Source organism: Nocardia araoensis NBRC 100135 (assembly GCF_000308435.1).
Taxonomy (GTDB): domain Bacteria; phylum Actinomycetota; class Actinomycetes; order Mycobacteriales; family Mycobacteriaceae; genus Nocardia; species Nocardia araoensis.
In genome coordinates, this window is record NZ_BAFR01000218.1 from 1 (window position 1) to 12,959 (window position 12,959).

Sequence of the window (12,959 nt, forward strand, 5' to 3'; positions counted from 1 at the left end):
GCCGAACCGCGGCGCGCCCAATGGCGCCGCTCCCGCTCCTCAGTCGACCCAGCGGATCCAGCGGCCGGGTTCCCCGAGCGAGGCGGTGAACGACCGCAACCGGCGCGGCCCCGCCACCGGCCCGCGTCCGGTCACCGGTGCACGTCCGGCGGTGGACCGCGACGGACGTCGCGCACCGGGTAGCGGGCCGACCACCGGCGAACGCAGGCAGGCCGCGGGCAGTCCGCCCGGCGGTCCGCCGCCGCGCCGTGGCGGCAGCGGCGGCTCCGACGGGCCGGGAAGGCGCCAGCCCGCGCAGCAGAAGAAGTTCCCTTGGAGGATCGTGCGCCGCACCCTCTACGTCCTGATCGCGTTGGCCATCCTGTTGCCCAGTGGCATCTTCCTGGCCGCGTACACCACGGTGTCGGTGCCGCAGCCGGGCGACCTGAAGACCAACCAGGTGGCGACCATCCTCGCCTCCGACGGCACCACGGTGCTCAGCAAAGTCGTTCCGCCGGAAGGCAACCGGACCGAGGTCACCATCGACCAGATCCCGCCGCACGTGCGCAACGCGGTGATGGCCGCCGAGGACCGCGACTTCTACACCAACCCCGGCTTCTCGATCTCCGGCTTCGCGCGCGCGGCCAGGGACAACGTCCTCGGCAAGGAGAGCGCGGGCGGTGGCTCGACGATCACCCAGCAGTACGTCAAGAACGCGCTGGTCGGTGACGAACACTCGCTGACCCGCAAGATGCACGAGCTGGTCATCTCCGCCAAGATGGCGCGGCAGTGGAGCAAGGACGAGATCCTCGCCGCGTACCTGAACACCATCTACTTCGGTCGCGGCGCGTACGGCATCGACGCGGCGGCCAAGGCGTACTTCGGCAAGCCGGTGCAGGAACTGACCGTCGCCGAGGGCGCGGTGCTCGCCGCCACGATCCAGCTGCCGTCCAGCCTGGACCCCGAGAAGAACCCCGAGGGCGCGAAGACCCGCTGGAACTACGTGCTCGACGGCATGGTCTCCGGCGGCAGCCTGAGCGCGGCCGAGCGACAGGGCCTGCAGTACCCGCAGGTCGTCTCCCTCGCGTCGACCCGGGACAAGGCGCAGGACTCCGGCCCCGAGGGCCTGATCAAGACGCAGGTGCTCAAGGAACTCGGCGCGGCGGGCATCAGCGAGCAGCAGCTGAACACCGCGGGTCTGCAGATCACCACCACGATCGACCCGAAGGCCCAGCAGGCGGCCGTCGAGGCGGCCACCTCGAAGATGCAGGGTGAGCCGGAGCAACTGCGTACCGCGGTGGTCTCGATCGATCCGCACACCGGCGCCGTGCGCGCCTACTACGGCGGCAGCGACGGCCAGGGTTACGACTTCGCCAACGCCGGACTGCAGACGGGTTCGTCGTTCAAGGTGATCGGCCTCGCGGCCAACCTCGAGCTGGGCATCCCGCTGTCGCAGATGTACGACAGCTCGCCGCTGACCGTGAACGGCATCAAGATCTCCAATGTCGAAGGCGAGCAGTGCGGCACGTGCACCATCGCCGAGGCGCTGAAACGGTCACTGAACACCAGCTTCTACCGGATGGAGCTGGACATGCAGAACGGCCCGCGCAAGATCGCCGACATGGCGTACAAGCTCGGCATGCCGGAGACCATCGCGGGAGTCGGCAAGACGCTCACCGAGTCGGACGGCTCCGGGCCCAACAACGGCATCGTGCTCGGCCAATACCAGGCGCGGCCGCTCGACATGGCCTCGATGTACGCGACGCTTGCCGCCTCCGGCGTCTACCACGCACCGCACTTCGTGACAAAGGTCGTGACCGCCGACGGTCAGGTCCTGCTCGACCGTGGCGAGGTGGCCGGTGAGCAGCGCGTCTCCGCCGCTGTCGCCGACAACGTCACCGCCGCGATGAAGCCGATCGCCGGCTACTCCCGCAACCACGGGCTGGCCAACGGGCGGGAATCGGCGTCCAAGACCGGTACCGCGCAGCTCGGCGACACCGGTGAGAACAAGGATGCCTGGATGGTCGGCTACACCCCGTCGCTGTCCACGGCGGTGTGGGTCGGCAGCGTCGACAACTCGCCGCTGCGCAACTACAGCGGCGGCATGATCTACGGTTCGGGTCTGCCTTCCGACATCTGGAAGGCGACCATGGACGGCGCGCTCTCGGGCACCCGTAACGAGACATTCCCGAAGCCCGCCCCGATCAAGGGCCAGGCCGGCGTCCCCGAATGGTCGGCGCCCTACACACCGCCGTCCACCGTCGACTCCCCGCTGCTGCCGCCGGTGGTGGTCGCGCCGACCCAGGTGGAGATCCTGCCCGGCATCACGATCCCGGTGCCCGGCGTCCAACCCGCGCCGCAGCAGCAGCGCCCGCAGCAGCAGCGGGAACCGGACTCCGGACCGCTGCCCGGCCAGCCGGTCGCACCGTCCGACGGTTCCGCACCGACGGCTACGGGCTCACCGAGACCTGGCAACAACGGCAACTCCAACAACAACGAAGGCACGAACGGAACCGCGCCGACACGGGGCCGGTAGTTCGCTATCACGAAGGCCGGGGCCGACCGCGACAGGTTCGGTCCCGGCCTTTGTCGTACTTGCGCCGAATCGAGAGGTCGGCGCGCGCTGCGCGGAAGGCAACGCGGGGAAGACCGAAGCCGACTCGATCCCGACCGCGGGCCGCACTCCGGGTAGCCTCGGGTTTCGTGACCGATCAGCAGCTGGTGGAGCCACGGAGGAATGGGAGGGCACCGCTGTCGGACCAGATGGCGCCCGGTGGGGCGTACTACGCCGCTCCTGCTCCGCTCGCTTCTGACCTGCGATCGGCGGACGCGCGGGACCGGCCGAGTCGCAACGATTCCCTCACCGCGCAATTGTCGACGGTGATCGGCGGGCCGGTCGGCGATCATGCCCTGATCGGACGGGTGCGGTTCTGGACGCCCATGCGGGTGCTGATGGCGTTCGCCGTGGTGTTCCTGGCATTCGGCTGGTTCGGCAAGGCGGGCTGCATCCAGCAGACCGCAGGCGCGGACGGTCCGACGCTCGATTGGAACAACAGCCGCCAGTACGTGGCGATGTGCTACTCGGACACCGTGCCGCTCTACGGGGCGGAACGACTGAACGAAGGCGCCTTCCCATACAAGAAGCAGTGGACCGAACAGACTCCCGACGGCGGGCGCGAGACACGGTACATGGAATATCCCGTGCTCTCCGGCCTGTACCAATACTTTTCGATGCGGATCGCGAAGAGTTGGGACGCTTCGCCGCTGCCCGGCGCGCTACAGGTGGTGATCTACTTCAACGTCGTCGCGTTCGGTCTCGCGATGGCCTGGCTGATCACCGTCTGGGCATCGGCGTTGCTGTCCGGTCGCCGGATCTGGGACGCCGCGCTGATCGCCTGTTCGCCGTTGGTGATCGTGCACGCGTTCACCAATTTCGACGCGCTCGCGACAGCCTTCGCCGCGACCGGCCTGCTCGCCTGGGCCCGGCGCAAACCCGTGCTGGCGGGAGTGCTGCTCGGCCTGGGCGGCGCGGCCAAACTGTATCCCCTGTTGCTGCTGGGGCCCATCCTCGTGCTGTGCCTGCGCACCGAGACGATGCAACGCACGCTGCGCACACACCTCGGCCTGCGGATGCGCGACATCGACAGCTGGCCGACCTTCGTGGCGTGGGTGCGAGAGACGCCCTACCGCATCGAGTTCCTCAGCGCCCGTCCGATCGGCGCAGCGTCCGTCACGGTGTGCGCCGCACTGACCACATGGCTGGCGGTGAACCTGCCGATCGCCGTGCTGTTCCCGAACGGCTGGCAGGAATTCTTCCGGCTCAACACCACCCGGCACGCCGACCCGGACTCGATCTACAACGTGATCTCCTCGTTCACCGGCTGGCCCGGCTTCGACGGCGTGCTGAAGTACGGGGAGCAGCCAACGATCCTGAACGCCGTCTCGCTGCTGGCGTTCGTCGCGGCCTGCGCGGTGATCGCCTACATCGGTCTCACCGCGCCGCGACGGCCGCGGCTGGCGCAACTGTGCTTCCTCGTGGTCGCGGCGTTCCTGCTGACGAACAAGGTGTGGAGTCCGCAGTATTCGCTGTGGTTGGTGCCGCTCGCCGTCCTGGCGCTGCCGCACCGGCGCATCCTGCTGACCTGGATGACCATCGACGCGCTGGTCTGGGTGCCGCGAATGTTCTATTACCTCGGCTTGGACCGCAAAGGTTTGCCCGAACAATGGTTCACCGGCACCGTCGCGCTGCGCGACTTGGCGGTGGTGGGGCTATGCGCCCTGATCGTGCGCCAGATCTACCGCACGGAGGAGGACTTGGTGCGTCGCGATTTCGTCGACGACCCCGTCGGCGGCGTCGTCGATCGCGTGCCGGATCCGCTGTTGCCCTGGCTGCCGGAGCCGCTGCGGCCGCGAACGGCGGTCGCAGCGGCCTGATTCCGGCCGCCGGTTCAGGGCTTCACTTCGTGCGCAGGAAGCGTGCCTGCCGTTCCGGTTCCTGCGGCAACAGGTCCAGGTCGAGTTGCCACGCGCTGCCGGTCCACGGATCGAACAGCGGCGTGCCGCCGACGGTGGGCAGGTGGCGGCACGACTGCGACAGCATCGCCACGGTGGTGTCGGCCGAATCGGATTCGTTCGCGCCGACGATCACGATGGACAGTCCGATCAGCTCGCCGCGCGTGATCAGCGCGCCGATGCGCTGTGCGTCCGAACTCTGGTAGCCGTGCGGGAAGTCCGCGGCCAACAGGACCCGATGCTCCTCGAGTGGTGTGAAAGCGCCGCTGGCGTAAGCCAATTCGGCCAGATCGGCCGCGTCCACCAGCGCTTGCAGCCGCGCCGAGATATCGGCGTGGTCGGTGATCGGCGGGCCGTTCAGCACAGGAGCGAGCAGGCCGGTGAAGCCGCCGAACGCGTCGGTGAGGTCGATGATGTCGACCAGGGTCCGCCGCTGCGGCGCCGTGGCGAGCAGTCGTGCCAGCAACGCGCCAACGACGGGCGCGACCGCACGCGTGGACTCGGCTTCGATCCACAGCGGCCGATTCAGCGGCACCGGAACGCAGTACGGAATGCGCAGCGGTCCCCGGTCGAGCGCGTACAGCTCCCCGAGCCGGATACCGTCGCTCGGCGCGGACGGCTTGTCCCATGCGGGCGAGTCCCAGGACGCCAGCGCGGGCGGCAGCACCCGGTCGGCCTCGGCGAGTTCGCCCATCAGCTGTTCGGCGTCGCGCTGATGGTTGCGCTCGGCGGTATCGACGAGTTCGTCGTGCCGTTGCTGCGCGGCGCGACGCGCCTGCTCGGCCGCCGGAGTGTTCCTGGTCGCGGGATCGGAGACCGCCAGCGACAGTTCGTGATCCAATCGCTTGGCCGCGTACTCCCGCGCCGATACCAAGGCGGCCGCCGACCGCGCGGCGTCCTCGAACACCATCCACAGCCGTTCCAGGCCGTGACCGACTTCCAGCGGCGCTCCGGCGGCGGCGATCTGCGCGTCACCCGCCAGCGGACCGGCCATGGTGTGCGTGCCGGGTTGGGCGGCCTGCTCCTCCGGCGCCGCACCGTCGACCTCGACGCCGTGCGCGGTGAGCAGCACGGCCAGCCCGCCCGCGTAGCCCTGGCCCACCGCCCGCAGTTTCCAGGCCGGACCGCGCCGGTACAGCTCCAGGCAGATCAGCGCGGTCTCGCCGGACGACGGGGTGATCGCGAATTGCGCGATCGCGCTGTCGTTCTCGGACAGGGTGGCGGTGACCGTCCCGAGCCCGTCGGCCCGCGCGGGGGCCGCCGGGTCGGCGCTGACCACCAGCAGTACGGCCTTCGCGTCCGCACGGACCTCGGTGAGCGTGATGGTGACCCCGTCGGCCGCCAAGGCGACCCCCGCCGTCGCGGGCTGGTTGTAGAAGACGAAATCGTCGCTGGAGAACACCTTCAGGTTCTCGGCGACCACCAGCGCGGAGACGTCGAGGGCAGCCTCGGCTTTCGCGCTGAAACGAACGACCTCACCGGTCAACGGAATGTTCTGACCGGCCTGCAGTTGAATCACCGTGTCCGCCCTGCTGTCCCGCCCCGGTCAACCGTTGACGAGGAACCGGCCGAGTTGCGGCACCGCCTCGCCCGGATGCTTGGCCTGGAAGCCCTCGCCGAGCGCCTGCAGTTTCCAGTCGTTGCCCACCCGGTACAGCTTGGACATCGCCATCGCGGTGAACGGCATGCCACCGGCGAGGGTGTACCTGGCCAGCTCGCCGTTGTTCGTCCCGTCGACCAAGCGGCAGAACGCGTTCTGCACCTGCTCGAAGGTGTGGCCCTTGTAGGAGGTCACGATGAACAGCAGCGTGGTGATGTGCGCGGGGACCCGGGTCAGGTCGACCAGGATCACCTCGTCGTCGCCCTCGCCCTCGCCGGTGAGGTTGTCGCCCTGATGACGGATGGAACCGTCTTTGGAGGTCAGCTGTCCGTAGTAGGCGACGTCCACCGGGTTCATGTCGGCGAACATGATGACCGACGCGTCCAGGTCGATGTCGACCGTGCGGTTGCCGAACATGCCGCGGCTGCGCACCGGATCCCAGCCGAGACCCATCTTCACGAAGGTCAGCGCGGCGCCTTCCTTGCGCAGCGTGACCCGCTGGCCCTTCACCAGGCTGACCGGGCGGTCCTTGCTCAGGCTGACCTCGGCGGGCTGCTGCGGCGGTTGCGGCTGGCCGGCCGGCGGGTAACCGGGGGCGGGCGGCGGCGGATATCCCGGGCCCGGGGGCGGGTAACCGGGTCCGCCCTGCGGCGGCTGGCCCGGGCCGGGCGGCGGCGGGTAACCGGGTCCGGGCGGCGGATAACCGCCGGTCGGCGCATACTGCGGCGCCTGCTGCTGAGTCGGGTACGCCGGGGTGGTCGGCGGCGGGTAGTTCGGCGGCTGCTGAACCGGCTGCTGCGGAGGCGGCGGTGCCTGCGGAGCTTGCGCGGGCTGGGCGGGAGCATCATCGACCGTCACACCGTGATCGGTGACCAGCGCGGCGAAACCACCCGCGTAGCCCTGCCCGACCGCACGGACCTTCCACGCGCCCTGGCGGCGGTACAGCTCGAGCGCGATCACGATCGACTCGGTGTTCAGCCCGTCGATTCGATACTCGTACAACCGGTTACCTGCCGCGTCCGACACGATCGCGGTCGGGGCGGGGAACATGCCGAAATTGCTGTTCGCGTCGTCGAGCGTGATCACGGCACGGATCTGGTCGATGTCGGCGGGCACCGCGTTCAGCGACACCGCCAGCGACGCGGGCTGGCCCGTGGGCGCGGGCTGCAGATTGACACCGGGGCCGCTGGGCTGGTTGAAGAAGACGAAATCGGCATCGGAACGGACCTTGCCCCGCTCCGTGACCAGGAGCGCCGACAGATCCGCCGGCGCCGTGAGCTGGACGGAGATCACCACGTCGTTGGCGGCCAGCGGACCGTTCTGGCCCTTGGCGAGTGTTGCGGACAAGTTCGACCCTTCGCTTGTCGGTGCGTTCGCCTGACACTCTACGAGAAACGCGCTGCGCCCCGCTGGAATCGAACGGCCGCGCTGCTCCGACACCCAGGAAACCATCGGTTAGGGTGACGGCACGCAGATGGAGTACGGCGATCACACCGTGTTCCCGATCGAGACAGCAGGCAAACATTCCATGGCGCAACTGTTCGAGCAATCGAAGAAGGTGATCGAGGCCCATCTGGCCGGCACCAGTCTCCGCGCGATCTCCGGTTCGATGATCGCCTACGAGGGGAACGTGCAGTTCAAGGCGGCGGGCTTCGGCGGGGGCGACGGCGTGCTCGCCGGGTTGAAGCGCCGGGCCACCGGCGAGAAGCTCTCGCTGATGGAGTGCGCCGGTCACGGACGGGTGTTCTTCGCGGTCAACGGACAGCACGTCACCGTCGTGAACTTGAACAACGAGACGCTGCAAGTGGAATCGCAGCAACTGCTCGCGTTCGCCGGAAATCTGCGCACCGATGTGCGTTTCGCCGGGTTGCGCGGCGCCTCCACCGGGCAGGGCCTGTTCACCACGACCGTCTCCGGCCAGGGTCAGGTCGCGCTGCTCTCGGCCGGTGGGCCGCTCATCCACCTGGAGGTTTCCCCGCAGTATCCGTTGATCGTGGATCCGGACGCGTTCGTCGCGGCGCGCGGAAACCTCAACCAGTCCTTCGTCACCGACGTTTCCTGGCGCAGTTTCGTCGGTCAGGACGCGGGCGAGGCGTTCTCGCTGCGCTGGGACGGCCACGGCGTGGTGTTGATCCAACCGGCGGAACGGTAGAGGCGGATGTTCGAGAAGGTCAACGGCAAAGTCGTCAAGGTCGACGTCGGGATGGCGGGCGGTGTGGTCGCTCGCAGCGGCGCGATGCTGTTCTATACCGGCGATGTCTCCTTTGCCCCGCACCAGATTCCGGGGGCGCAAGGGATGGGCGGCATGGGCGGGCTGATGGGTATCGCGGGCCGGGCGATGGCGGGCGAGCACGAGCGCACCATGCTCGCGCAGGGCAATGGCGAGGTCCATTACGGATTCGCCGGCCTGGAGGTGCACGTGGTGCAGATGCAGCCGGGTGCGACGCTGCGCGTCGAGGCTTCGCGGCTGCTCGCCAACACGGCCGGACTGCAGAGTTCGGTGGTGTCCGTGATGAGTTCGGGCGGCGGAGGCGGTGGCGGCCTGATGGGCGCGCTGCGCGGCGCCGCTTCGGGCGCGTTGACCGGGCAGGGCATGTTCACCACCCAGTTGTCCGGGCACGGCGCCGCGGTGCTGCTCGCGCACGGCGGGTTCCTGGAACTGCAAGTGGGCGGCCCGAACCCCATCGTGGTCGATCCGCAGGCCTTCGTCGCCGCCTACGGCAATGTGCAGACCGAGCTCAAGGCGGCGCTGAGCTGGCGCGACGCCGTCGGGCGCGGTTCCGGCGAGGCGATGCAGTTGCATTGCGTCGGGCAGGGCGTCGTCTACGTGCAGGCCTCCGAAGAGAAGTTGTGAACATGTCCCAGATCCTCAACCCCATGAATCTCGGTGAGAGCGACAACATCCCGGGAAACAACTACGCCTACTGCATCGACCTGACCAAGCCCTGGTTCATGCGCAAGGGCGCGATGATCGCCTACTACGGCGACATCCGATTCCAGGCGCTCAGCCACGGGTTGCAGGGCGGCCTGCTGCACATGGTGTCCCAGCAGTTCTCGGCGCCGCTGTTCACCGGCGACTACGTCGTCGCGGAGGGGCACGGCAAGCTGATCATCGGCGACCGCGGCTACGACATCAATTCCTACGATCTCGAGGACAACGGCAACCTGACCATCCGGGCGGCGAACCTGCTGGCCTTCGAGCCGGGCCTGTCGCTCAACCAGTCCATCGTGCCCGGTTTCCTCACCTTGATCGGCACCGGCAAGTTCCTCGCTTCGTCCAACGGGCCGGTGATGTTCGCCGAGCCGCCGCTGCGCGTCGATCCGGAATCGCTGGTCGGCTGGGCGGATTGCCCGTCCCCGAGCCACCACTACGACGAACGCTGGATCTCGGGTTTCCTGGCCGCGGGTGCGGCGCGCTTCGGCGTGAACTCCGGTGAGGAGCGCCAGTTCGATTTCACCGGTGCGGGGACCGTGCTGATCCAGTCCAGCGAGAAGGTGCTCAGCGACTCCATGCTGGTGCGCACCATCGAGGGACAGATTCAGAGCGGCATCACCGTCGGCGGCCTGCAACGATTGCAAGGGCTCATCGCGCAGCAGCTGGCCGGGCACCAGCAGTACTGACCCACGGCGGTGGTCCGATCGGCCGCCCCTGGTCGCACCGCGAAAACCGGTTGCGGCCGTGCCGCGCAATCACTCGCGTGGGGGATTCGCGGCCGAGGGGATCCGGATACCGTTCAGCAACCAGCGCAAGCCGGGCCAAGTGGACGACGGAACCGGCACCACACCCACCGTCCTGCCCGACGGGAACTCGGTCGAAGCCGCGCCGACGGTGGTGCCGAAGCTGTCTCTGGCCACCGGTCTGATCTACACCTACACGAAGAGCGCCGACCCGAGCGATCCCTGGTACTGGACCGCCCTCGACTACCGCACCGGCGCAACGGTGTGGAAACAGCTCTCCGGCACCGGCCTCGGCTTCAACAACAACTACGCCGGAATCGCACTCGGCCCCGATAGAGCGGCCTACCTCGGCACACTCGGCGGACTGGTGTCCATGCGCGACGGCGGGTGAGCCGAGGCGCGCGAACCGCGTCAGAGTAGAACAGGCGCATGGGCGTATCACGGACGGAGAGCGAAGGTTTCGCGACAGCTCGGTGAACTCGTCTTGATGTCCCCCAGGGCCGGTGACGGTCAGCGGAGAATCGAAAGATGGCTGACTTGGCGCTTTCGCCGCAGCGTCGCACGGCGCTGACGCACCTGGTCCAAGACGAATCCTCCTTCGCGACAGCGTATCCGCGGGTCGCGGACTACTGGTCCACCGCGGGCCGGTTGCCCGGCACCGGTGACGACATCGCCGACGCCACATTCGACCTACACCTACTGCACTACATGACCGGCGGTGCCAGCACGAATCCGTATTGGGACATCGTCGCTGCCGCGGTGTCGCCGGGGCCGACGGAACGCGCCAATCGCGCCGAGGTGAACGGCGGGAACCCGAAAGGCAGTGCGCGCTTGGCGTATGCGCAGATCGTGCTGCAAGCCGCTTACGCCTACGCAATTCCCTCGCCTGCCACACTGCGCTGGGTAGCGGACGTCGCCCAGGGCAGGCCGGTGCTGGAGGTCGGCTCCGGGCGCGGATACTGGGCGCATCAACTCACCCGAATCGGCCTGTCCATCAGCGCTTTCGACTCCCACCCGCCGGACCGAGCGACCAACACGGCCTTTCCCGCCGCGCCGGGGCAGACCGCGACCTGGCACCCCACCGCCACGCCACCGTCTTCCACGGCCGATCTGGTCGCCGCGCACGCCGACCACGCGCTGTTCCTCTGCTGGCCGCCCGGCTGGGAGAACCCGATGGCCTCCACCCTTCTCGCCGCCTACCAGGAGGCGGGCGGCTCGTTGCTGATCTACATCGGCGAAGCACGCGGCGGGCGCACGGCCGACAGCGCGTTCTTCGACACGCTCGAGGCCGGATGGACCCTGCTCGACCAGGACCCCGACTACGTCTCCTGGTGGAATCTCGGCGACCGGGCGCAGTGCTGGCAGCGCCGGTGAGGGGTCAGCTCGCGCGTTGGAATTCCCACGGGTCGTGGGCGCTGATCAGAGTGACCTCGTCGCCGTGATCGCGGTGTAGTTCGCGCAGCCGCGCCTGGGTGCCCAGCCGCAGGTCGTGGTGGACCTCGGAACTGGTCTGCACGATATCGAGCACCGGGTGCGGCTGCGGTGCCAGGTCGAGTTCGCGGTGGTAGTAGTACGCGTCACCGCAATGCAGCAGCCAACGGTCGCCATCGCGCACAGCGATACCGGTGTGGCCTGCGGTGTGCCCGCCCAGCGGAATCAATTGGAAGTCATCGGACAGGTCCTTCGGTTGGATCGCGTTGAAACCGAACCACTTCGCGGTCGGTTCCGACGGATAGGTCACCCAGTTCGGCTCGTGCGCCCAGTGTGCGGAGCGGTAGCGGAAACTGGGCGCTTCCGCCTGCGCCGCCGCCAGTTCGTCGGCGAGCACGTGCACCCGCGCATCCGGGAAGTCGGGCAGTCCGCCGCAATGGTCCACGTCGAGGTGAGTGAGGATGATGTGCCGGACGTCGGCGGGGTCGTAGCCGAGCTGCTCGACCTGCCGGATCGCGGTCTCGTCCTCGGCGAGGACGGGCTGGGCCATCGCCACCCATTCCGCCCCGAGGGTGCCCGCCGGGTCGCGCACGTCGTCCAGCCCGATGCCCGTCTCGATCAGGACCAGACCGTCGGATGCCGTCTCCACCAGCAGGCAGTGATTCACCGCATGAGCGGGCGCGGGCCCGTCGTAGGTGGCTTCGATCTGCCGAACCGATCCGCAATTGAGGTGATGGATTGTCATACGAGCTAGTCTGTGACTTGAAGCGCGGTTCAAGTCAAGGAGACGAGATGACCGACGTCCTGCTCGATATCGCCGAGGTCGGCGAACAAACCGGCCTCGCCCCCTCCGCCCTGCGTTTCTACGAGAAACGCGGTCTCATCGCCGCGACCGGCCGCAACGGCCTGCGCCGCACCTACCACCCCGACATCCTGAACCGCCTGGCCCTCATCTCCTGCGCCCGAGGCGCCGGTTTCACCCTCGCCGAAATCGCCCGCTTCCTCCGCGCCACCCCCTCCGACGCGGAACTTCGCGCCCGCATGGCGGAAAAAGCAAGCCAACTCGACGAGGACATAACCCGCCTCATCCGCATGCGCGACAGCCTCCGCCACGCCGCCACCTGCACCCACGACCCGCTGGTCGAATGCCCGGATTTCAAATCCACCTTCGACCCGACCTCCAGCGCTGTGTAAGTAGGCAACCCATCCCGATCAGCCGAAGGGCGGGCACGCCTATTCGCTGGTCGGATCGATCGGGAATGCCTTCCCGTCTATGACTACGAAAGGCTCGCCGACGAATCCGTACTCGTCTACGACCGACCACGTGCCATCGGCGTGCTCCATCCAGGCGGCAGGACCGTCTTGCTCGTTCCTCCCCTGCCTGCCCACGGCTAATCCTCCGACAATCCAAAGCTGTAGGCCGCGGCGGACAGGTACTGCTTGCAGCCGGGGCCGTGACCGCAGTGGACATTCGCCACGAACCGCGCTTGCTCCAGCGATCGGAAGGAACCATCCATCGCGCAGTTTCGGTGCATCCTGCGCCACTGCTCGGCGTCGGCGAGCGAGATGCTCATCGATCCGTCTCCTGCTCGACGCGGTGGATGATGTCGTACGCATCGACCGATTCATCGGTTTCGTCCTCGCGATCGATGAGCCACGGCAGCACGAACCAAACAATCCACAGCACGAACAGGACTGCGACGACAACGACACTCGTGGTAACGAGATCGGCGGGCATTACACACAACCTCTCGACGGA

The 12,959-nt window shown here is 68.1% G+C and carries 13 protein-coding genes; 8 read left to right on the forward strand and 5 right to left on the reverse strand.

Features of this window, described 5'->3' with window-relative positions; all coding sequences use genetic code 11:
* The coding region (locus ON21_RS29210) for a transglycosylase domain-containing protein (RefSeq protein ID WP_051021456.1) at positions 1 to 2,515 on the forward strand (2,515 nt) is incomplete at its 5' end.
* Between the two features lie 227 nt (positions 2,516 to 2,742).
* Entirely contained in the window at positions 2,743 to 4,413 is a 1,671-nt protein-coding gene (locus tag ON21_RS29215) for a glycosyltransferase family 87 protein (RefSeq protein WP_039803175.1), read from the forward strand.
* Positions 4,414 to 4,435: 22 nt separating this feature from the next.
* On the opposite strand, the gene ON21_RS29220 is transcribed toward ON21_RS29215, so the two are convergent.
* Together ON21_RS29220 and ON21_RS29225 are read right to left on the reverse strand one after the other, a co-directional pair.
* Entirely contained in the window at positions 4,436 to 6,010 is a 1,575-nt protein-coding gene (locus tag ON21_RS29220; protein ID WP_039803177.1) for a TerD family protein, read from the reverse strand.
* A 27-nt stretch (positions 6,011 to 6,037) separates the two neighbouring features.
* A complete protein-coding gene (locus tag ON21_RS29225; RefSeq protein ID WP_039803179.1) occupies positions 6,038 to 7,438 on the reverse strand; it encodes a TerD family protein in 1,401 nt (466 codons plus the stop codon).
* Positions 7,439 to 7,619: 181 nt separating this feature from the next.
* Here ON21_RS29225 and ON21_RS29230 point away from each other — a divergent pair, with 181 nt between their 5' ends.
* The 5 genes from ON21_RS29230 to ON21_RS29250 all read left to right on the forward strand — a co-directional run bounded on the left by ON21_RS29230 (position 7,620) and on the right by ON21_RS29250 (position 11,143).
* Entirely contained in the window at positions 7,620 to 8,243 is a 624-nt protein-coding gene (locus ON21_RS29230) for an AIM24 family protein (RefSeq protein ID WP_039803249.1), read from the forward strand.
* Between the two features lie 6 nt (positions 8,244 to 8,249).
* Entirely contained in the window at positions 8,250 to 8,945 is a 696-nt protein-coding gene (locus ON21_RS29235; protein WP_039803181.1) for an AIM24 family protein, read from the forward strand.
* A 2-nt stretch (positions 8,946 to 8,947) separates the two neighbouring features.
* Entirely contained in the window at positions 8,948 to 9,712 is a 765-nt protein-coding gene (locus tag ON21_RS29240) for an AIM24 family protein (protein WP_039803183.1), read from the forward strand.
* A gap of 58 nt (positions 9,713 to 9,770) precedes the next feature.
* Positions 9,771 to 10,160 (forward strand): hypothetical protein, encoded by a 390-nt coding sequence (locus tag ON21_RS29245; protein WP_039803185.1) that lies wholly within the window; start codon positions 9,771 to 9,773, stop codon positions 10,158 to 10,160.
* A gap of 137 nt (positions 10,161 to 10,297) precedes the next feature.
* The gene (locus ON21_RS29250; RefSeq protein WP_039803187.1) at positions 10,298 to 11,143 is read left to right on the forward strand and encodes a hypothetical protein; all 846 of its coding nucleotides are present in this window, start codon (positions 10,298 to 10,300) and stop codon (positions 11,141 to 11,143) included.
* Between the two features lie 4 nt (positions 11,144 to 11,147).
* Here the strand turns inward: ON21_RS29250 and ON21_RS29255 are convergent, their stop codons facing one another.
* Complete coding sequence (locus ON21_RS29255) at positions 11,148 to 11,945, reverse strand: MBL fold metallo-hydrolase (protein ID WP_039803188.1); 798 nt, start codon at positions 11,943 to 11,945, stop codon at positions 11,148 to 11,150.
* Positions 11,946 to 11,992: 47 nt separating this feature from the next.
* Between ON21_RS29255 and ON21_RS29260 the strand changes: the two genes are divergently transcribed.
* Positions 11,993 to 12,394 (forward strand): MerR family transcriptional regulator, encoded by a 402-nt coding sequence (locus ON21_RS29260; protein ID WP_039803190.1) that lies wholly within the window; start codon positions 11,993 to 11,995, stop codon positions 12,392 to 12,394.
* A gap of 197 nt (positions 12,395 to 12,591) precedes the next feature.
* Here ON21_RS29260 and ON21_RS29265 read toward each other — a convergent pair whose 3' ends face one another.
* Positions 12,592 to 12,774 carry a hypothetical protein gene (locus ON21_RS29265; RefSeq protein WP_039803192.1) on the reverse strand — a complete coding sequence of 61 codons (183 nt, stop codon included), beginning with the start codon at positions 12,772 to 12,774 and terminating at the stop codon, positions 12,592 to 12,594.
* Positions 12,771 to 12,938 (reverse strand): hypothetical protein, encoded by a 168-nt coding sequence (locus ON21_RS38755; protein ID WP_157171005.1) that lies wholly within the window; start codon positions 12,936 to 12,938, stop codon positions 12,771 to 12,773. The genes ON21_RS29265 and ON21_RS38755 overlap by 4 nt, the downstream gene beginning before the upstream one ends.
* Positions 12,939 to 12,959: the final 21 nt, after the last annotated feature.